Source organism: Streptomyces sp. NPDC003248 (assembly GCF_055563235.1).
In genome coordinates, this window is sequence record NZ_JBVHDT010000012.1 from 109,932 (window position 1) to 130,912 (window position 20,981).

The window sequence follows — 20,981 nt, forward strand, 5'->3', positions numbered from 1 at the left end:
CACCGCGCCTCCTTCTCCACCAGACCCCACCCGCACCGGGCCCCGCACCCCACCCCCGGGGCGTGCCCCGGACCGGGCATCGCGCACGAAGGACGGATTCATGAACGACAGCCGCATGCGGCACCTCCTGGAACGGGTCACCGCCGAACTGCACGAGACGCGCAGGAAGCTGCGCGAGGCCGAGGACAGCGGCCAGGAGCCCATCGCCATCGTGGGCATGGGCTGCCACTTCCCGGGCGGCATCGACTCCCCGGAGGACCTGTGGCGGCTGCTCTCCGAGGGCGGCGACGTCGTGGGCGACTTCCCCGACGACCGGGGCTGGGACGTGAGCGCGCTGTTCGACCCGGACCCCGACCGGCCCGGCACCTCGGCCACCCGGCACGGCGCCTTCCTCGCCGACCCCGGCGCCTTCGACGCCGACTTCTTCGGCATATCGCCCCGCGAGGCGCTGGCCGTCGACCCCCAGCAGCGCCTGCTGCTGGAGACGGCCTGGGAGACGTTCGAACGCGCCGGGATCCGGCCCGACACCCTGCGCGGCAGCAGCACCGGCGTCTTCGTCGGCACGAACGGCAACGACTACGCGCCGCCGGCCGGAGCCGTCCCCGAGGACCTGGAGGGCTACATCCTCGTCGGCAACGCGGCGAGCGTCGCCTCCGGACGGATCTCGTACACCTTCGGCTTCGAAGGGCCCGCCGTCACCGTCGACACGGCCTGCTCCGCGTCCTCGGTGGCCGTGCACCTGGCGGTACGGTCGCTGCGCTCGGGGGAGTGCGACCTCGCCCTGGCGGGCGGGGTGACCGTGATGACCACCCCGGCGACCTTCGTGGAGTTCTCCCGGCAGCACGGACTGTCGGCGGACGGCCGCTGCAAGGCCTTCGCCGCGGCGGCCGACGGGACCGGCTGGTCCGAGGGGGCCGGTCTGCTGCTGGTCGAGCGGCTCTCCGACGCCCGGCGCCTCGGGCACCGGGTGCTGGCCGTCATCAGGGGCACGGCGGCCAACCAGGACGGCGCCTCGCACGGCCTGACCGCACCCAACGGCACCGCCCAGCAGCGCGTCGTCCGCCAGGCCCTGGCCGACGCCCGGCTCACGCCCGCGCAGGTCGACGCCGTCGAGGCGCACGGCACCGGCACCACCCTCGGCGACCCCATCGAGGCCCAGGCGCTGCTCGCCACCTACGGTCAGGAACGGGCGCCGGGACGTCCGCTGTGGCTCGGGTCCGTGAAGTCGAACATCGCGCACACCCAGGCCGCCGCCGGGGTGGCCGGCATCATCAAGATGGTGCAGGCCATGCGGTACGGCGTGCTCCCGAAGACCCTGCACGTGGACGAACCGTCCCCGCACGTCGACTGGGCCTCCGGCGCCGTCTCCCTGCTGACCGAACACCGGCCCTGGCCCGAGACGGGGCAGCCGCGCCGGGCCGGGGTGTCCGCCTTCGGCATGAGCGGCACCAACACCCACATCATCCTGGAGCAGGCCCCCGAGCCCACGGACACCGGAACCGGGGACGGCACCGGCGGCACCCCCGAGCCGACGGTCACCGCCACCGCCGCAGGCGGCGCGCCCACGGACACCGGGACCGCCGTAGGCGCCGGGCCCACGGACACCGGGACCGCCGAGGGCACCGGACCCACGGAGCCCGCCACCGCCGAGGGCCCCGCCGGCCCCGCCGTCCTGCCCCTGGTTCTGTCCGCCCGCACCCCGGCCGCCCTCACCGCCCAGGCGGGCGCGCTCGCCTCCTGGCTCCGGACCGCCGAAGGCGCCGACGGTGCCGGCGGCGCCGACCTCGCGGCCGTGGCCCGCGAACTGGTCGCGGGCCGGGCCGGGTTCGAGGAGCGGGCGGTGGTCGTCGGCGCCGGCGCGGACGCCCTGCTCGCCGGACTCGACGCGCTCGCCGCCGGCGAGCCCGCTCCCGGCGTCGTACGCGGCAGCGCCGGCACCGATCCCCGTACCGTGTTCGTCTTCCCCGGGCAGGGCTCGCAGTGGACCGGCATGGCCCGCGAACTGCTCGACGCCTCCCCGGTGTTCGCGGACGGCGTCGCCGCGTGCGCCCGTGCCCTGGAGCCGTACACGGACTGGTCCCTGGTGGACGTCCTGCGCGGCGCCGAGGACGCGCCCGGCCTCGACCGGGTGGACGTCGTGCAGCCCGCCCTGTGGGCGGTGATGGTGTCCCTCGCCCGGCTGTGGCAGTCCCACGGGGTGCGGCCGGACGCCGTGGTCGGACACAGCCAGGGCGAGATCGCCGCCGCGTACGTGGCGGGCGCCCTGTCGCTCGACGACGCGGCGCGGGTGGTGGCCCTGCGCAGCCGGGCCATCGGCGCGCTGTCGGGCGCCGGCGGCATGGTGTCGGTGGCTCTGCCGCTCCGCGCCGCCACCGAGGCGATCGCCCCCTGGGCGGGCCGCCTCTCGGTGGCCACGGTCAACGGCCCGTCCGCCGTGGTGGTCGCGGGCGAGACCGACGCCCTGGACGAGCTCGTCGCCGCCTGCGAGCGGGACGGGACCCGCGTCCGCAGGATCGCGGTGGACTACGCCTCGCACTCGCCGCAGGTCGAGCGGATCCGCGAGGAACTGCTCGCCGTCCTCGCACCCGTCGCCCCGCGCCCCGCGCGGATCCCGCTCCTGTCGACGGTCACCGGCGACTGGCTCGACACCACCCGGATGGACGCCGCCTACTGGTTCACCAACCTCCGGCGGACCGTCCTGTTCGAACCGGCGATCCGCAAGCTGGTCGCCGAGGGCCACGACGTCTTCGTCGAGACCAGCCCGCACCCGGTGCTGACCGCGGCCGTGCAGGAGACCGCGGAGGCGGCCGGCACCGGATCCGTCACCGTCACGGGATCGCTGCGCAGGGACGAGGGCGGACCGCTCCGTTTCCTCACCTCCCTCGCCGCGGCCCAGGTCCACGGGGTCGAGGTGGACTGGAGGCTGGGGCCGGCGGGACCGCGCACCGCCGTGCCGGACCTGCCCACCTATCCGTTCCAGCGGCGGCGCTTCTGGCTCGGGCCGGTGGCCGGCGCGGCGGCGGACGCGTCCGGTCTCGGGCTGCGTCCCGCCGGACACCCCCTGCTCGGCGCGACCCTGCGGCCCGCGGACGGCGACGGACTGCTGCTGACCGGCCGGCTCTCCGCGCAGGCCCAGCCCTGGCTCACCGACCACACGGTCCTCGACCGGGTCGTCGTACCGGGCACCGCCCTGGTGGAGCTGGCGGTACGCGCCGCCGACGAGGCCGGGCTGGACACGGTGGACGAGCTGGTGATCGAGACCCCGCTGGTCCTGCCCACCGCCGGCGCCGTGCAGATCCAGGTCTCCGTGACCGCGCCCGGCGAGGGCGGCCGACGCGCGCTGACCCTCCACTCCCGGCCCCAGGACGCACCGGACGGCGCCGACTGGACCCGCCACGCCACCGGATTCCTGACCCGTTCACCCGCACCGGCGGCGCCCTCGGAGGGCACGCCGGGCACCTGGCCGCCGCCGGAGGCGGCCGCCCTCTCCCTGGACGGTCTCTACGACCGGCTCGCCGAGTCCGGTGTGGTCTACGGCCCCCGGTTCCGGGGACTGCGCGCCGCGTGGCGGCGCGGTGAGGAACTGTTCGCCGAGGTCGCGCTCGACGGCGAGGAACACGCGGCGGCCGGGGAGTTCGGGGTGCACCCGGCACTGCTCGACGCGGCCTTCCACACCGCCGCACTCGGCACGGCGTTCCGGCCGGAGCCGGACCGGGCCCTGCTGCCGTTCGCCTGGAACGGGGTACGCCTGCACGCCTCGGGCGCGACGACCCTGCGGATCAGGCTCGCGCCCACCGCCGACGGCGGCCTGTCGCTGGACGCCGCCGACGAGGCCGGAGCCCCCGTCGTGTCGGTCGCCTCGCTGGTGTACCGGCCGGTCTCCGCGGGGCAGCTCGCCGCGGACGCCGGGACCGCCACGCCGCTGTACGGGCTCGCCTGGAAGCCGCTGCCGCTGCCGGACGCGGCGCACGCGGGCGGCACCGGCCCGGCGGCGTTCCTCGGGGACGCGTCCGGACCGGGCCGGGGGGCGGCCTTCGCCGATCCCGCCGCCGTCGCCGAGGCGGTCCGCGCGGGCCGGGACGTACCGGCCGACGTCTGGTACCAGGTGCCGGCCTCGGCGGCCGCCGGACCCGGCACGGACGGGGACGCGGCGGACGCGTCCGTGCCGACGCGCGCACGGGCGACGCTCGACCGGGTGCTCGCCCTCGTCCAGGACTGGCTCGCCCGCCCTGAACTGGACGGCGTCCGGCTCGGCGTGCTGACCCGGGGCGCGGTGTCCGTCGCCGGTGAGTCGCCGGACCTGGCGACCGCCGGGATCTGGGGACTGCTGCGCTCGGCGCAGTCCGAACACCCCGGCCGCCTCCTGCTGGTGGACGTGGACCCGGACGGAGACGCGGACGACGTCGGCCCGCTCGCCGCGGCCGTGACGGCGGCCGACGCCACCGGGGAGACGCAGCTCGCCCTGAGGGGCGGCGCCGCCCTCGTGCCACGCCTCGTCCCCGCGGCCCCGGCCACCGGGTCCGACGCCTCGTCCCCGCAGGCCACCTGGCGGTTCGCGCCGTCCGAGGGGACCGTCCTGGTGACCGGAGGCCTGGGCCTGCTCGGCAGGCTGGTCGCCCGTCATCTCGTCACCGCCTCGGGCGTACGGCACCTGCTGCTGACCGGCCGACGGGGCGAGCGGACGCCGGGCGCGCACGAGGTCGTCGCCGACCTCACCGGCCTCGGCGCCCACGTCACCGTCGCCGCCGTCGACGCGGCCGACCGGGACGCCCTGCGGACCGTCCTCGACGGCATCCCGGCGGAGCACCCGCTCACCGGTGTCGTCCACGCGGCCGGGACCCTGGACGACGGTGTCCTGGCCGGGCTCACCGCCGACCGGCTGGACACCGTCCTGCGCCCCAAGGCGGACGCCGCCTGGAACCTGCACGAACTCACCCGGGACGCGGACCTCTCCGCGTTCGTCGTCTTCTCCTCGGCCGCGGGCGTCCTCGGCGTCCCCGGCCAGGCCAACTACGCCGCCGCCAACACCTTCCTGGACGCCCTGGTGGCGCACCGCCGCGCACGCGGACTGGCCGCCACCTCCCTCGCCTGGGGGCTGTGGGCCGAGAGCAGCGAGCTGACCGGCCACCTGGACGGCGCGGACCACCGCCGCAACGCCCGCCACGGCACCCGCCCGCTCACCACCCCCGAAGGCCTCGCCCTGTTCGACGCGGCCGGAGCGACGGACCACGCCCTGCTCGTGCCCCTCGCCCTGCGGCACGGAGCCGACCCCGCGCAGCTCCCCGCGGTCCTGCGCGACCTCGTGCGGACGCGGCGGCCCGTCGCGCGCACCGCGTCCGAGGCGTCGGGCGCCCCCCTCGCCGGGCGGCTGCGCTCCCTCGACGCCGCGGCACGGGAGGAGTTCCTGATCGGCCTGGTCCGGGCGGAGGCGTCGACCGTCCTCGGCCGCGACGACCGCGAGGGCATCGCCCCCACCAGGGCGTTCAAGGACCTCGGTTTCGACTCGCTGACCGCCGTAGAACTGCGCAACCGGCTAGGCGCGGCGAGCGGACTGCGGCTGTCGCCCACGCTCGTCTTCGACCACCCCACCCCGCGCTCCCTGGCACGCTTCCTGCTCGCCGAACTCGTCGGCGAGCAGGAAGCGGCGCCCGCCCCGGCCCCCGCCGCCGGCCCGGCCCCCGTCACCGACGACCCCGTCGTCATCGTCGGCATGAGCTGCCGGCTGCCGGGCGGCGTCGCCTCGCCCGACGAGCTGTGGGAGCTGGTCTCCTCCGGCGGCGACGCGATCACGCCCTGGCCCACCGACCGCGGCTGGGACAACGAGGCACTCTTCGACGCCGACCCCGACCGGCCCGGCCGCACCTACACCCAGCACGGCGGATTCCTGCACGACGCGGCCGACTTCGACGCGGGCTTCTTCGGGATCTCCCCGCGCGAGGCGCTGGCCACGGACCCCCAGCAGCGCCTCCTGCTCGAAACGTCCTGGGAGGCGTTCGAGCGGGCGGGCATCGCCCCCGACACGCTGCGCGGCAGCAGGACCGGCGTCTTCGTCGGCGTCATGTACAACGACTACGCCTCGCGCCTGCACGACCTGCCGCCGGAGCTGGAGGGCTACCTCCACAACGGCAGCGCGGCCAGCGTGGCGTCGGGCCGCGTCTCGTACACGTACGGGTTCGAGGGTCCGGCGGTGACGGTGGACACGGCGTGCTCGTCGTCGCTGGTGGCGCTGCACCTGGCGGTGCAGGCGCTGCGCTCCGGCGAGTGCGACCTGGCGCTCGCGGGCGGTGTGGCGGTGATGGCCTCGCCGTCGGGCATGGTCGCCACCTCCCGGCACCGCGCCTTCGCCCCGGACGGCCACGTCAAGGCGTACGCCGCCGCGGCGGACGGCACCAGCTGGGCGGAGGGCGTGGGGCTGCTCCTGGTGGAGCGGCTGTCGGACGCGCGGCGGCTGGGGCATCCGGTGCTGGCGGTGGTGCGGGGCTCGGCGGTGAACCAGGACGGCGCCTCCAACGGGCTGACCGCCCCGAACGGCCCCGCCCAGCAGCGCGTCATCCGACAGGCGCTGGCCACCGCGGGCCTCGCCCCGCACGACGTCGACGCGGTCGAGGGACACGGCACGGGCACCACCCTCGGCGACCCGATCGAGGCCCAGGCGCTGGTCGCCGCCTACGGCCGCGGCCGGCCCGAGGACCGGCCCCTGTGGCTCGGCTCGCTCAAGTCCAACATCGGGCACACGCAGGCCGCCGCCGGCGTAGCCGGGGTCATCAAGATGGTGCAGGCCATGCGGCACGGCGTCCTGCCGCGGACCCTGCACGTCGACGAGCCGTCACCGGACGTCGACTGGGCCTCGGGCGGTGTGCGGCTGCTGACCCGGGAGCAGCCCTGGGAGGCGGACGGACGACCGCTGCGCGCCGGCGTCTCGTCCTTCGGCGTCAGCGGCACCAACGCCCACGTCATCCTCGAACAGCCCGACGGAGCCGAGGAGCCGGTCGCGGCCCCCGCACCCGACGGGGACCGGGAGCCGGTGCCCGCCCCCGCGGCCGACGCCGGTGGGGTCCCGGCGGCGCCCGCCGAGGACGTGCCGCTGCCCTGGGTGCTCTCCGCGCGGACCCCGGCGGCCCTCTCGGCCCAGGCCGGGCGGCTGCTCGCCTTGCTGGACCCGGCGGACGGCCGGCCGCCCGCCGCCGACGTCGCGCACGCCCTGCTCACCGACCGGTCGCACTTCGAACACCGTGCGGTCGTGGTCGGCGCCGGCCGCGACGCCGTCGCCGAGGGCCTCGGCGCCCTGGTCCGGGGCGAACCGGCCGGGAACCTCGTCCGGGGCGTCGCCGCCGACGGCGTCAGGACGGTCTTCGTCTTCCCCGGCCACGGCTCGCAGTGGGCCGGGATGGCACACGGACTCCTGGACTCCGCACCGGTGTTCGCCGAGCGGATCGAGGACTGCGCGCGGGCGCTGGCGCCCCACGTCGACTGGTCGCTCCTCGACGTCCTGCGCGAGGTGCCGGGAGCGCCGACCCTGGACCGCGTCGACGTGGCCCAGCCCGCCCTGTGGGCCGTGCTCGTGGCGCTCGCGGCGCAGTGGCGGGCGTACGGGGTGGAGCCGGACGCGGTGGTCGGGCACAGCCAGGGCGAGGTCGCCGCCGCCACGGTGGCCGGCATCCTGACCCTCGAGGACGCGGCCCGGATCGTCGTGGAGCGCAGCCTGATCCTGGCCGGTCTCGTCGGCAAGGGCGGCATGGTCTCCGTCGCCCTGCCGCCCGAGGAGGTCGAGCGGCGCATCGAGGCCTGGCCGGGACGGCTCTCGGTGGCCACGGTCAACGGGCCCTCGGCCGCCGTCGTCGCGGGCGACGACTCCGCCCTGGAGGAACTGCTCGCCGAGTGCGCGGAGCGGGGCGAACGGGCCCGGCGGATCAGGGCGGCCACGGTCGCCGGTCACTCCCCGGTGATCGACGAGGCGAAGGAGGAACTCCTCGAACGGCTCGCCTTCGTCACCCCCCGCGAGGGCGACGTACCGCTCTACTCCACGGTGACCGCCAAGCTCGCCGACCCGGCGGAACTGGACGGCGCGTACTGGTACCGCAACATCCGGCAGACGGTCCGCTTCGCCCCCGTCGTCCGGGACCTGGTGGACGCGGGACACACCGTCTTCGTCGAGGTGAGCCCGCACCCGGTGCTGGCCGGCAGCATCCAGGACACCGTCGAGGCGGCGGACGCCGACGGCGTGGTGGTGACCGAGACCCTGCGGCGCGACCACGGCGGCCTCGACCGCTTCCTCGCCTCGGCCGCCGTCGTGCACGCCCGGGGTGTACCGGTGGACTGGTCCCCGGCGTTCGCGGGGCTGCGGCCGGGACGGGTGGAGCTGCCCACGTACGCGTTCCAGCGCCGCCGCTTCTGGCTGGACTCCGGGACGGCCTCCGCCGGCCCGCTCGCCCGCGAGGGCGGCGACCCGGCCGGCCTCGGCGAGGACGAGACGGGTCCCGAGCCCTCGGCCGCCCTGACGTCGCGGCTCACCGCCCTGGGGCCGGCCGAACGGGCCGAGGCGCTGCTCGACCTGGTGCGCCGGCAGACGGCCGACGTCCTGGGCCACGACGACGTCCACGAGGTGGGCGCGGACCGCGCGTTCAAGGAACTCGGCCTGGAGTCCCTGACCGCCGTCGACCTGCGCAACCGGCTCGCCACGGCCCTCGGCCGGAAACTGCCGGCCACCCTGGTCTTCGACCACCCGACCCCCGCGGCCGTCGCCGCGCATCTCGCGACGCTGCTGCCCGCCGCCGACGCGGCACACCACGGGTCCGCGCACGACGCGCTCGCCCTGCTGGAGCGGATCGCGCCCGACGTCACGCCCTCCGACCCGGACGGACTCGAACTGGTCGCCCGCCTCCGGGCGCTGGCCGCCCGCTGGGGCGACGACGCGCGGGGGACGGGCGACGGCCGCACCGACGACATCGACCTGGAGTCGGCGACCGACGACGAGCTCTTCGAACTGATGGACAGCGAGGCGTGATGCACGACGGACCGAGGACGCGGGAGGTGGCCGACGGTGGCCGATGAGGAGAAGCTGCGCCGCTATCTCAAGCGGGCGCTCGCCGAGGGCCGGGAGACGCAGCGGCGCCTGCGCGAGGTGGAGTCGGGTCTGCGCGAGCCGATCGCCGTCGTCGCCATGAGCTGCCGGCTGCCGGGCGGTGTCGCCTCGCCCGACGAGCTGTGGGAGTTGGTGGCGGCGGGCGGCGACGCCGTCGCGCCCTGGCCCGACGACCGCGGCTGGGACCTCGACGCCCTCTACGATCCCGACCCCGACCGGCCGGGCACCAGCTACGTCCGCCACGGCGGATTCCTGTACGACGCGGCCGACTTCGACGCGGAGTTCTTCGAGATCTCCCCGCGTGAGGCACTGGCGACGGATCCGCAGCAGCGGCTGCTGCTGGAGGCGTCCTGGGAGGCGTTCGAGCGGGCCGGCATCGCCCCCGACACGCTGCGCGGCAGCAGCACGGGCGTGTTCGTCGGGCTGGCGGCGCAGGACTACCACACCCGGCTCGACGAGGTGCCCGCCGAACTGGAGGGCTACCTGGGCATCGGCAACCTCGCCAGCGTGGCGTCCGGGCGTCTCTCCTACACGTACGGGTTCGAGGGTCCGGCGGTGACGGTGGACACGGCGTGCTCGTCGTCGCTGGTGGCGCTGCACCTGGCGGTGCAGGCGCTGCGGTCCGGCGAGTGCGACCTGGCGCTCGCGGGCGGCGCGACGGTGATGTCGACCCCCGCCGGGTTCGTGGCGTTCTCACGGCAGCGCGGCCTGTCGCCCGACGGGCGCTGCCGGGCGTTCGCCGCTGCGGCGGACGGGACGGGCTGGGCGGAGGGCGTGGGGCTGCTGCTGGTGGAGCGGCTGTCGGACGCGCGGCGGCTGGGGCATCCGGTGCTGGCGGTGGTGCGGGGCTCGGCGGTGAACCAGGACGGTGCCTCCAACGGGCTGACCGCCCCGAACGGCCCGGCCCAGCAGCGCGTCGTACGGCAGGCGCTGGCCAACGCGGGTCTCACCCCGCACGACGTCGACCTGGTGGAGGGGCACGGCACGGGCACGACCCTCGGCGACCCGATCGAGGTCCAGGCGCTCCAGGAGACGTACGGGCGCGGCCGGCCCGAGGACCGGCCCCTGTGGCTCGGCTCGCTCAAGTCCAACATCGGGCACACGGCGGCGGCCGCCGGCGTGGCGGGTGTCATCAAGGCGGTGCAGGCGATACGCCACCGCGTCCTGCCCCGCTCCCTCCACGTGGACGCGCCCACACCGCACGTCGAGTGGGCGGGCGGCGGCGTACGGCTGCTCGACGAGGCCCGGCCGTGGCCGGACGGCGACGGCCCCCGCCGGGCCGGTGTGTCCGCCTTCGGCGTGAGCGGCACCAACGCACACGTGATCGTCGAGCAGGCACCGCAGGAGCATGAACCGCAGGAGCACCAACCGCAGGAGCACGAACCGAAGGAGCACGGGCCGCGGCAGAACGGGCCGCAGCGCAACGAGGCGCGGCTGAACGGGCCGCAGCGCAACGAGCCGCAGGAGCACGAGCCGGAGGGGAACGGCTCCGAGGGAGGCGCCGGCCGCCCCGTCGCCGCGGCCCGTCCCGCCGCGCTGCCCTGGCTCCTCTCCGCCCGGTCGGCGGCGGCGCTGCGGGGCCAGGCGGACCGCCTGGCGGCGCTGCTGCGGGACCGCCCCGACCTCGACCCGGCCGACGTGGCCTGGTCCCTGGCCACCCGGCGGGCCACGCACGACCACCGCGCGGTCGTCGTGGCGGGCGACCGCGACGGCGTCCTCGACGGCCTGCGCACGCTGGCCGAGGGACAGGCGTCGGCCGCCGTGCCGCGGAGCCCCGCCGACGGCGCCCCGGCGGCCCGGGCAGGCCGGACCGCCTTCCTCTTCACCGGACAGGGCAGCCAGCGGCCCGGCATGGGACGGGAGCTGTACGAGCAGTTCCCCGCCTACGCCCGGGCGTTCGACGAGGTGGCCGCCGAGCTCGACCTGCACGGGGCGGGACACCTGGCCCACTCCGTGCGCGAGGTGGTGCTGTCCGGCGCACACGGCGACCTGCTCGACCGTACGGAGTACGCCCAGCCCGCCCTCTTCGCCGTGGAGGTCGCGCTCCTGCGGCTGCTGGAGGGCTGGGGAGTGCGGCCCGACGTGGTCGCCGGGCACTCGATCGGCTCGCTGGCCGCGGCGCACGCGGCCGGCGTGCTCACGCTCTCCGACGCCGCGTCCCTGGTGGTGGCCCGCGGACGGCTGATGCAGGCGCTGCCGGGCGGCGGCGCCATGGCCGCCGTGGAGGCCACCGAGGAGGAGGTCGCCGCGGCGCTGCGGGGCCGGGAGGAGACGGTCGCGATCGCCGCGGTCAACGGCCCCCGCTCGGTGGTCGTCTCCGGCGACGAGGAGCCCGTCGTCGCCCTCGCGGCCGGCTTCCGGGCCCAGGGCCGCAGGACGGCCCGGCTCCGGGTGAGCCACGCCTTCCACTCCCACCGCATGGAGGGAATGCTCGACGAGTTCCGCCGGACGGCCAAGGCCGTCGACCACCACGACCCGGTCCTGCCCGTGGTCTCCGACCTGACCGGCGCCCCGGCGCGGGACGGTGAGCTCGGCGCCGACCACTGGACGGAACACGCCCGCAGCCCGGTCCGCTTCCTGGACGTGGTGCGGGAGCTGCGCGCCCTCGGCGCGACCCGGTTCGTGGAGGTGGGGCCCGACGGCGTCCTCACCGCCCTGGTGGGCGACATCGTGGCCGACGACGCCTCCGGCGCGGCCCCGCCGGCCGTCCTCACCTCCGTCCTGCGGGGCGGCCGCCCCGAGGCCGTGACCCTGCTGACGGCCCTGGGCCGGCTCCACGCCGACGGCGTGCGGGTGGACTGGCCGGCGGTCTTCGAGGGACTCGACCCGCACCCGGTGGACCTCCCCACCTACGCGTTCCAGCGCCGGCGCCACTGGCTCGACGCCACCGTGACCCGCAGCACCACCGACACCCCGCTGCTCGCCGGCCCCGCCGCGCCCGCCGCCGGCCCCACCTGGGCCGAACGGCACGCGCACCTGTCCGGACCGGCGCTCGGCAGCGCGCTGATCGACCTCGTACGGACGCAGGCGTCGGCCGTCCTCGGATACCCGACGACGGAAGCGGTGCGGCCCGAGCGGCCGTTCGTCGAAGCGGGACTGGACTCCCTCTCGGCCGTCGAGCTGCGCGCCCGGCTCGCCGGCACGACCGGTCTGGCGCTCGGGGGAGCGCTCACCATCCGCTTCCCGACCCCGGCGGCCCTCGCCGGGCACCTGGCGGACCTGCTGCGCGAGCGGCCGGGGCCCGACGCACCGCGGACGGCGCAGGACGGCCCGCTCACCACCCTCTATCTGCGGCTGTGCGCCGCCCGGCAGATCACGGCCGCCACCGAGGTGATCGTGGCCTCCTCCCGGCTGCGGGACACCTTCGGCGCGGCGGACAGCCCCGGCCACGCCGTCGCACCGGTCGCCCTGGCACACGGCGCGGCCCCGACGGCGCTGGTCTGCTTCCCGGCTCTCACCGCACTGTCCGGGCCGCACGAGTACGCCCGCTTCGGCCAGGCCCTCGACGGGCTGCGGGACGTCCTCGCCGTCCCCGCACCCGGCTACGCGCCCGACAGCGCCCTGCCGGACTCGGCGGACGCCTTCGTCGCGATGCAGGCGGACGCGGTCCAACGGCTGGTGGGGGAGCGGCCGTTCGCCCTGCTGGGCCGCTCCCTGGGCGGCTGCGTCGCCCACGCCGTGACCGCCGAGCTCGAACGCCGTGGAACGCCCCCGGCGGGCCTCGTCATGGTCGACACGTACCCGATGGACACCGCCTCCCTCCCCGGCATGGAGTGGTGGATGCCCGCCATGATCAACGGAATGGTCGACCGGTTCGATGCGTTCGACCTGGGCCTGAGCGACAACGGCCTGACCACCATGGGACATTACCTGCGCACCTTCGGCCCCTGGCAGCCCCGGCCGGTCACCACTCCGACCCTCCTGCTGCGGGCGGAGGACCCGCTGCCCGGTACGCCGGCCGACCCGCCGCGCGACACCCGCGCCTTCTGGCGGCTGCCGCACACCACGGCGGACGTGCCCGGCGACCACTTCTCCGTCCTCGAAGAGCACTCGGCGACCACCGCCGCCGCCGTCGAGGAGTGGCTGGACACCCTCGGCCGGCCGGCCCCCTGACCACCGGCCCCCCTGACCACCGACACCCGCACGACGCACCGCTGACCACCGACACCCGCACGACGCACCGCACCGCACGACGTGCCGCACGACGCACCGCACGAGAGAAGAGAAGAACACCATGACCGCACCACAGCCCCTGCACCTCGCCGTCGCCCTGGACACCGTCGGCTGGCACCCCGCGGCGGGCGCCGGACCCGACGCCCCCGACGGCGACCTGTACGGCCTGGCGCACTGGACCGCACTCGTCCAGGAGGCCGAACGCGGGCTGCTGGACTTCGTGACGCTGGAGGACCCGCCCAAGCGCCCCACCGGTCACGTCGCCCACCGGCTGGACGCGCTCCTCGTCGCCGCCGCCCTGGCGTCGCGCACCGAACGCATCGGACTGGTGCCCACCGGCGTGGTCGACCGGGCCCAGCCGGCGCACATCGCGCGGGCCGTCGCCACCCTGGACCACGTCAGCGGCGGCCGGGCCGGCTGGCGCACCCAGGTGACGCCCGCGCGCCCGATCGTGATAGCCGACATCTTCACCCCCGAGGTGCAGCGGCCGATGGCCGAACTCTTCGAACGCGCCGCCGACCTGGTCCGGGTGGTGCGCGCCCTGTGGGACGGCGTCGACGACGAGAAGGCGCTGCGCGACCTCGCGCCCGGCCGCTTCGCCCCGGCCGACCCCGACCCCGGCGGCAGCTTCACCGAGATCGAGCCGCTCGGCGGAACGGCGGGCGACTGGCTCACCATCGACTCGCCCGCGCTGGCCCCCCGCGCCCCGCAGGGCCATCCGCTCGTCTTCACCCTCGCCCACATCTCCCTGCCGTACCGGTACGGAGCCCGCTCCGCCGACGTCGTGTCGGTGACGCCGCACAGCGCCGAGGAGGCGCGCGCGACCGTCGAGGAGATCCGGACCGAACAGGCCGCGGCCGGACGCGCGGACCAGAAGGTGCACGTCTTCGCCGACGTCGTGGTCTTCCTCGACAGCACCCCGGGCCGGGCCGCCGAGCGCAAGGCGCGCCTCGACGAGGCGCACGGCGCCCCCTACACCTCCGACGCGCACATCGCCGTGGGCACCCCCGCCGAGGTCGCCGACCTGCTCCTGGAGTGGCAGGGGGCAGGCCTGTCCGGGTACCGCCTGCGGCCCGGCGCGCTGCCCCACGACCTGACCGCCATCACCCGCGAACTGGTGCCCGAACTCCAGGCCCGCGGCGCGTTCCGGACCGCCTACGAGGCCGACACCCTGCGCGGGCTGCTCGGACTGCCGCTACCGCCGGCCCCCGACGCGCTCTGAGACCGGACCCCGGCACGCCGCCTCCTGCCGGAGCTCCTGCTCCGGCAGGAGCTCCTCCTCCCGCGACTGCCGCTCCGGCAGGCCCGCGGCCGCTCGTGCGGTCGGCCCCGGCTCCTCCCGGCGGTCGGGTTCGAGCAGCCACGGCGGCAGGTGCGCCCGGCCCTTGATGCGCAGTTTCCGGTAGGTGTGCGTCAGGTGCTGTTCCACCGTGCTGACGGTGATGAACAGCCGCTCGGCGATCTCGCGGTTGGACAGCCCGGCCGCGGCGAGCGCCGCCACCTGTGCCTCCGAGCTGCTGAGCACACCGGCCCGGGCCCGGGCGCCGCGCTCGTGCCCGGGAGCCGGGGCCTCACGGACCGCCAGCCGCCGGGACAGCGGGGCGAGGCCCTGCTCCTCGGCGATGTCCAGGGCCTGCCGGGCGACCATCCGGGCCCGGCCGCTCTGGCCCGCCCGGGTGTGCGCCTCGCTCAGGTCGGCCAGGACGCGGGCCAGCTCCAGCCGGTCACCGGCGGCGTCGAGCAGGTCGGCGGCCTCCCGCAGCAGGGTCGCGCGCTGCCGGGAGTCGGCCACGGAGGCGGCCGTGTGCAGCGCCATCCCCCGGGCCCGGGGCTGGCCGGCCGGAACCATGGCGAGCTGCTCGACGGCCAGCCGCCGGGCGTCGTCGGTCCTGCCGAGCCGCAGCAGGGCCGCCACCGCGTCGCCGCGCCACGGCACGAACGCGGGGAGGTCGATGTCCCACTCCCGCATGAGCCGGCCGCACCGCGTCAGGTCGTCGAGCGCGCCGTGCAGCAGGTTCACCGAGAGCCGCCACCGGCCGCGCGCCTGAAGGTACTGGATCCCGAACCGGGTCTGGAACAACTCCTCGGGCAGCGCCGACACCGGCGGCCCGCCGACGTCCCTGATCGTGCCCGTAGCGGCGGCGACCAGCTGGAGACTCGACAGCGGAGAGCCGATCAGGACCCCCCAACCGCGCAGCGACAGCAGCCCCATGGCCCGGCGGGAGCACTGCTCCGCGAGCCGTACGTCGCCCTGGCGGATCGCGATCTCGGCCCGCAGCGCCGCGAACAGCGCCTGCCACGTCGGGACGTCACGCCGGGTGGACTCCCGCAGCAGCACGTCGCACCAGCCCGCCGCGAGATCGCACCGGTCGGCGTAGACCAGCACCGACACCGCCTGGTGGACGGTGTCGAAGGTCGCGTCGTCCAGCACGGTCGTTTGCAGAGCCAGTTCGGCGCTGCGCACGGTGTCCGGGCCGGGGCCCGAACGCAGCAGCCGGTTCAGGACGCCGGCCATCCGCCCGGGTGCCCCGTCGGCGGCCCGCGCGGCCGACCGCCGCGGCCGGGTCCGGGCGGCGGGCCGGGACAGCAGGGCCGGATGGGAGGCGCGCACCCACTGCCGCGCCGCGTGGTACTCGGCGCTGGAGCGCGCGTCCAGCGTCTCCGCGGACCGTTCGAGCCGGCGCAGCGCGAGGGTGATCTCGTCGCTGCTGCCGTTCCACAGCAGCCGCCCCAGCAGCGCCACGCCCTGGCAGCCGGACAGCCGGCCCTCCCGCAGGGCGGCGATCAGCGGACGCAGCCGCCGGCAGGCGGTGTCGGGATCGGTACGGAAGTCGACGAGGCTGCGCAGCATGGTCACCGTCACCCGCTGGTCCTCGTCCGCCGAGGCCTCGCCGGCCACGTCCAGGCAGGCCTCGGCGACGGACGTGTCGTCGCGGCGCAGCGCCTCGCGCGCCGCCTCCACCGCCACGGGGAAGGCCCACGGCTCCCGGCTGTGCCGGGCCGCCACCAGGTGGACGGCGATCGCCGACGGGGGCTCCCCGGCCTCGTGCAGCAGCCGGGCCGCGTCCCGGTGCAGCGCCGCGCGCTCGCCGGCGGACATGCCGGCCAGGACGGCGGCGCGGGCGGCGGGATGGCGGTAGCGCCCGTCGTCGAGGACACCGAAGCGGTCCATCGCCTCCAGCGTCTCGTCGACCGCCGGGCGGGGCCGGGCGAGCAGCCGGGCCAGCCGGTCGCGGGAGCCCGACGCGTCCAGCACCGCGAGCGCGCGGGCCGCGTCGCGGTACCGCTCCCCGGCGCGGCGGACGCACGCGTCCACCGCCCGGCCGAACTCCTCGCCCGCGACCGGCTCCGCCGCGGACGGCCGCGGGGCCGTGTGCTCGTGGTGGTCCTCCGCGAGCGCGCGCAGCAGCAGCGGGTTCCCGCCGCTGAGCCGGTGCCACGACGCGGCCGCGGAACCGGCCGCCGGGCCGGGGCCGATCAGCCGGGTCAGCATCTCCCGTGTGCCGGCCGGGGACAGCGGTCCCACCCGCAGCCGGGTGAAGTGCCGCTGGCGCATCATGGTCGTGCGCCAGGACAGCCGGGGCCCGCTCGCCCCGGCCGCCGTGTCGCGCTCGGCCACCACCAGCAGCACGCGGTCGGTGCGCAGCAGACGCCCGACGTACGTCAGGGAGTCCAGGGAGGCCGCGTCGGCGAAGTGCAGATCGTCGACGATCACCACCAGGGGAGTCCGCTCCGACAGACCGCGCAGTAGCTGCCACTGCACCTGGCTGACCTGCGCCGGTGTCGGGCCGTGCGTCAGCAGGTCCGCGTCGCACGGCGCGATCGCGGTGCCGTCCCCGGGCAGGCGCAGCGCCCGCTCGCGGTCGGCCGGCGAGAAGTGCTGGTGCCGGAAGAGCTGGCCGACGACCCCCAGCGCGACCTTCTGCTCCGAGCAGCGGGCCGTCGCGTGCAGCACCACGGCACCGGCGGCCGCCGCCTCCTCGCCGAGGACGTGCAGGAGTTCGGTCTTCCCGGCGGCGACCGGCCCGCTGATCGCGGCCACGCCTCCTCGGCCCGCCAGACACTCGGCCAGCATCTCGCGCAGTCGCCTCACCTGGGTCTCACGTTCGACTAGAACCACAGCAGGTTCCCCATCTCCCACGTCGCGGTGGCGTTGTACGGACCTCGGACATCAACGCCGTCGGTGACGTCCAGCTCGGGGCGGAGGGAGCGAGCTGGTCAGGCCCGCTCCGGTGCGGGCGCGGCGCCCGGGAGCAGCCGGGAACGGATCAGCGCACCGATCCGGTCCTGGTGTTCGGTGAGGAAGAAGTGGCCGCCGCTGAAGGACAGCACCTCGGTGGAGCCGGCCGTGTGCCGCTCCCAGGCCCGCGCCTCGTCCGCCGTGACCTTCGGGTCGTCGGTGCCGACCAGCACGGTGACCGGGGCCTCGATCGGAGGACCCGGCCGGTGGCGGTAGCGTTCCACGGCCCGGTAGTCGCCGCGCAGCGTCGGCAGGACCATCGCGAGCAGCTCGGGATCCTCCAGCAGCGCGGGCGGTGTCCCGCCCTGCCGGACGATCTCCGCCACCAGCTCCCGGTCGGTGGCGAGGTGGAGCCGTTCGGCGCGGACGGTGGACGGCGCCCGTCTGCCGGAGGCGAAGAGCGCGGCCGGCCCCGAGCCGGTCGTGCTCCGCAGCCGCCGGGCCGTCTCGTACGCCACGAGGGCGCCCATGCTGTGCCCGAGGAAGGCGGGCGGCTCGGCCCACCAGGGCCGCAGTACGCCGGCGATCGAGGCGGCCAGGTCCTCGATGTCGCCGACCTGCGGCTCCGCCCGGCGCTCCTGGCGCCCCGGGTACTGCACGGCGAGCACCTCCACCTCGGGGTGCAGCCGCTCGGAGAGCCAGAACCAGAAGCCGGCCGATCCTCCCGCGTGCGGGAAGCACACCAGGCGCGCGGCGGCCTCCGGGGAGGGGTGGAAACGCCGGATCCACAGATCGGTGTCGAGGTCCGTCGTCATGTCCGTGATCCCTGTCCTTCCTGGTTCCGGTCGGGCCGGGGCAGTGAGGCCAGCAGCTCCCGCGTGTACGGGTGGGCCGGGCTGTCGAAGATCTGCCCGACGTCCCCGGTCTCGACCAGCAGCCCGTCCTTCATCACGATCACCCGGTCGCTGACGTGGTGGACGACGCCGAGGTCGTGCGAGATGAACAGCAGGGCCACCCCCAGCTCCCGCTGGAGCTCCGCCAGCAGGTCCAGCACCTGGGCCTGGATCGACACGTCGAGCGCGGAGACCGGCTCGTCGCACACGATCAGCCGGGGCCGGGTGGCCAGCGCCCGGGCGATCGCGACACGCTGGCGCTGCCCGCCGGACAGCTCCGACGGGCGCCGGTCCTGCACCCGGGCCGACAGGCCGACCTGGCCGAGCAGTTCGGTGACCCGCGCCGAGCGGACCCGTCCGCGCGGGACGCCCGCCCTGCCCACCGCCTCCGCGACGATGTTCCGCACACTGTGCCGGGGGTCGAAGGAGCCGAGCGGATCCTGGTGGACGACCTGGAGACGCGGACGCCGGGCCCGCCGTTCCCGCTCGGGCAGGCCGCTCCAGGGCTCGCCCTCGAACCGCACGCTCCCCTCGTCCGGCTCCACCAGGCCGAGCACGATGCGGGCCGTGGTCGTCTTGCCGGAGCCGGACTCGCCGACCAGGCCGAGCGTCTCACCGGCGGCGATCCGGAAGGACACCTCGCTGACGGCGGTCCAGGAACCGCCGCCCGGGGCCCGGAAGCGCTTGGAGACACCCCGTACGTCCAGCAGCGGCTCGCCCGGGGCGGCGGCGCCGGGTTCCCGCCCGGCGGCGGCCACGGGGCGGCGGACGGCCGGTGCCGCCGGGGGCAGCGGTGCGTCGGGGTGCCAGCAGAGCGTCAGATGCCCGTCGTCGGCCGCCGCGGCCACCGGCAGCTCGGCACGGCAGCGCGCGTCGGCCGCCGCGCACCGGGCCGCGTACGGACAGCCGCCCGGCCCCGCCGCCTCGCCCCGCGCGGGGGCCGCCACGGACAGCGCGTGCCCCTTGGAACCGAACGTCGGCACCGCCGCCAGCAGCGCCCGCGTGTAGGGGTGCCGGGGGTCCTTCAGCACGTCCCGGGCCGGCCCCTGCTCGACGACCAGCCCGCCGTACATCACCGCGACCCGGTCGGCGAGCCTGGCCACCACCGCCAGGTCGTGACTGATGAGCAGCAGCGCCGTGCCCTCGCCGACCAGACGGCCCAGCAGGTCGAGGATCTGGGCCTGCACGGTCACGTCCAGGGCCGTGGTCGGCTCGTCGGCCACGAGCAGTTCCGGCGCGCCCGACAGCGCGGACGCGATCAGGGCGCGCTGGCGCAGACCGCCCGACAACTGGTGGGGATACTCCGCGGCCCGGCGGGCGGGGTCGGGGATCCCGGCGTCGGACAGCAGGGCGAGGCTCCGCTCGCGCGCCTCGGCGCCCCGGGCGAGGCCGTGCGTGTGCAGCGTCTCCCGTATCTCGGCGCCCACCGTGCGCAGCGGGTCCAGGGAGACCAGCGCGTCCTGGAGGACCAGGCCGATCCGGCGCCCCCGTACGGCACGCCACTCGCGCTCCGACAGGGCGGTCAGGTCGACGCCGTCGAAGTCGAGCCGCCGGGCCGCCACCGTGGCGTGCGCCCCGGTCAGCCCGAGCAGCGTGCGGGCCGTGACGCTCTTGCCCGACCCGGACTCGCCGACCACGGCGAGGCACTCGCCCCGGCCGAGGGTGAACGACACGTCCCGCACGGCACGGACCTGCCCGCCCCGCCGGAAGGTGACGTCGAGGCCCTCGACGCTGAGCAGCGGCGACTGGGTGGCGTTCATCGGGCGGTCCTCCGGGTGAAGCGCTGCTGGGCGTGGCGGCCGACCACGTTCACGGCGATGACGGTCGTGGTGACGGCGGCGCCCGGGAACACCCCGATCCACCACGCCGTCTGAAGGAAGTCCCGCCCGGCGGAGAGCAGCGCCCCCCACTCGGGCGAGGGCGCGGCGGGGCCGAGGCCCAGGAAGCTCAGCCCGGAGGCCGAGATCAGTGCCGTACCGAACCCGACGGTCGCCAGGGTCAGCAGGGGAGCGAGGGCGTTCGGCAGGATGTGCCGCAGCACGATCCGCCGGCGCGGCAGGCCGAGGGCCACCGCCGACTCGACGTACCCGGAGCGGCGCACCACCATGGCCTCCGCGCGGACCAGACGGGCGTAGCCGGGGACGAAGGCGATGCCGATGGCGGTCATCACGTTGACGGTGCCCGAGCCCAGCACGGTGACGACCAGCAGGGCCAGCAGCAGGGCGGGCAGGGCCAGCAGGATGTCGGCCAGCCGCATCAGCAGCTGGTCGGCGACGCGTCCGCCCAGCGCCGCCGCCAGGCCGAAGGCGGCGCCCGCGACGACCGAGACGACGGTGGAACCGAAGCCCAGCAGCAGCGACGGCCGGGCGCCGTAGAGGATCCGGGTGAACAGGTCGCGGCCCAGTTGGTCGGTGCCGAGCCAGTGCGCGGAACCGGGTCCCTGGAGCGCGGCGAGCGGGTCGGTCGCCGAGGGCGAGACGCTCGTGAACAGACCCGGTGCCACCGCGACGAGCACGATGACCAGCAGCAGGGCGCCCGCGAGCACGACGGTCACGGGAACGGACGACAGCGGTCCGGCCCACCGCCGCCGCACCCGGGCGGGTGCGGCGACGGCGGAGCCGGTGCCGAGATCGGGGAGGAGGGAACTGGCCAT

General features: G+C 76.4%; 7 protein-coding genes. 3 read left to right on the forward strand and 4 right to left on the reverse strand.

Features of this window, described 5'->3' with window-relative positions; genetic code table 11:
- The first annotated feature begins 100 nt into the window (after positions 1–100).
- From ACZ3KJ_RS25930 to ACZ3KJ_RS25940, 3 genes are all read left to right on the forward strand, one after another.
- Positions 101–9,004 carry a type I polyketide synthase gene (locus ACZ3KJ_RS25930; RefSeq protein WP_467530442.1) on the forward strand — a complete coding sequence of 2,968 codons (8,904 nt, stop codon included), beginning with the start codon at positions 101–103 and terminating at the stop codon, positions 9,002–9,004.
- 36 nt (positions 9,005–9,040) lie between these two features.
- Positions 9,041–13,195 (forward strand): type I polyketide synthase, encoded by a 4,155-nt coding sequence (locus tag ACZ3KJ_RS25935; RefSeq protein ID WP_467530443.1) that lies wholly within the window; start codon positions 9,041–9,043, stop codon positions 13,193–13,195.
- Positions 13,196–13,316: 121 nt separating this feature from the next.
- Entirely contained in the window at positions 13,317–14,477 is a 1,161-nt protein-coding gene (locus ACZ3KJ_RS25940) for an LLM class flavin-dependent oxidoreductase (protein WP_467530444.1), read from the forward strand.
- On the opposite strand, the gene ACZ3KJ_RS25945 is transcribed toward ACZ3KJ_RS25940, so the two are convergent.
- The 4 genes from ACZ3KJ_RS25945 to ACZ3KJ_RS25960 all read right to left on the reverse strand — a co-directional run bounded on the left by ACZ3KJ_RS25945 (position 14,451) and on the right by ACZ3KJ_RS25960 (position 20,981).
- A complete protein-coding gene (locus ACZ3KJ_RS25945; protein WP_467530445.1) occupies positions 14,451–17,375 on the reverse strand; it encodes a helix-turn-helix transcriptional regulator in 2,925 nt (974 codons plus the stop codon). The genes ACZ3KJ_RS25940 and ACZ3KJ_RS25945 overlap by 27 nt on opposite strands.
- A 98-nt stretch (positions 17,376–17,473) precedes the next feature.
- The gene (locus ACZ3KJ_RS25950) at positions 17,474–18,250 is read right to left on the reverse strand and encodes a thioesterase II family protein (RefSeq protein WP_467530447.1); all 777 of its coding nucleotides are present in this window, start codon (positions 18,248–18,250) and stop codon (positions 17,474–17,476) included.
- On the reverse strand, positions 18,247–20,088 hold the full coding sequence (locus ACZ3KJ_RS25955) for a dipeptide ABC transporter ATP-binding protein (protein WP_467530448.1): 1,842 nt from the start codon (positions 20,086–20,088) through the stop codon (positions 18,247–18,249). Before ACZ3KJ_RS25955 ends, ACZ3KJ_RS25950 begins: the two co-directional genes overlap by 4 nt.
- A complete protein-coding gene (locus ACZ3KJ_RS25960) occupies positions 20,085–20,981 on the reverse strand; it encodes an ABC transporter permease (RefSeq protein WP_467530449.1) in 897 nt (298 codons plus the stop codon). The genes ACZ3KJ_RS25955 and ACZ3KJ_RS25960 overlap by 4 nt, the downstream gene beginning before the upstream one ends.

Excerpts from the sequence above, each read along its gene's own strand:
- ACZ3KJ_RS25930 (WP_467530442.1), top strand. The coding sequence starts at position 101 with ATGAACGACAGCCGCATGCGGCACCTCCTGGAACGGGTCACCGCCGAA.
- ACZ3KJ_RS25940 (WP_467530444.1), top strand. The coding sequence starts at position 13,317 with ATGACCGCACCACAGCCCCTGCACCTCGCCGTCGCCCTGGACACCGTC.
- ACZ3KJ_RS25950 (WP_467530447.1), bottom strand. The coding sequence starts at position 18,250 with ATGACGACGGACCTCGACACCGATCTGTGGATCCGGCGTTTCCACCCC.
- ACZ3KJ_RS25955 (WP_467530448.1), bottom strand. The coding sequence starts at position 20,088 with ATGAACGCCACCCAGTCGCCGCTGCTCAGCGTCGAGGGCCTCGACGTC.
- ACZ3KJ_RS25960 (WP_467530449.1), bottom strand. The coding sequence starts at position 20,981 with ATGGCCAGTTCCCTCCTCCCCGATCTCGGCACCGGCTCCGCCGTCGCC.